1 protein-coding gene is annotated in these 772 nt (G+C 47.7%); it reads left to right on the top strand.

The features are described 5' to 3' along the window. A partial coding sequence (locus KIV40_RS31815; protein ID WP_285353317.1) for a cache domain-containing protein occupies positions 1-772 on the top strand: 772 nt, incomplete at both ends.

Genomic DNA, 772 nt, shown 5'->3' with positions numbered 1-772 from the left:
AGAGATGGTTCGTGATGTCAGTGCTCGTCAATTAGCGTCACTGACAGAAAACGTCCATAAAAGTCTTTCTGAATTTCTAGAAAAGCCCTTCCATGCCAATCTGTCACTGAGCCACAACATCGGCTATCACCAGCTGTATCACCAAGACAACCTGAATGAGATCCAAGACTATATTCTGCAGAGCTTTTCTGGGCACTTCTCGACCATAGAACAATTGGATGTGATAGGCCTTGGCACTGAAGACGGTCACTATGTTGGCTTTAGGAAAGAAGCTAATAACGGCTATACCTTGATGATTCAAGATGACCGTACTCGTAACCAACTGGTCATCTACCGTGGCCGCAAGGTAAGCGACGATATTCGCTCTGTTATTCCTAATTATGACCCACGCATTCGCCCTTGGTACACGCCCGTCGCTCATCAAACCAAGCCTGCATGGTCAACGATTTATACCAACGCCGATGAGAGACAAGAGATCACCCTTTCTGCCCTCGCGCCAATCTATGACCAAGGCGAGTTCAAAGCAGTCATTGTCAGCGACATTAAGATTGATACCTTCAACGCCTTCCTCAATCAGCTCAAAGACAAAACCAATGCCTCTGTTTACATCATGGATAAACAGCAGCGTATGGTCGCTCACTCTGATGGTGGCAGTGTCGTTTCTTGGGGCAACACCCGTCATTCTGATCGAGGCGAAAGACTGCTCGCCACAGAGAGTCCAAACCCGATCATTCGTGAGAGCGCAGCCCACGTAAATCAGTTTCACCTCTTA

The sequence above is a fragment of the Vibrio sp. D173a genome (assembly GCF_030248475.1).
Note: the sequence above shows the minus strand (reverse complement) of the source record. Positions and strands in the feature narration are given on the sequence as shown.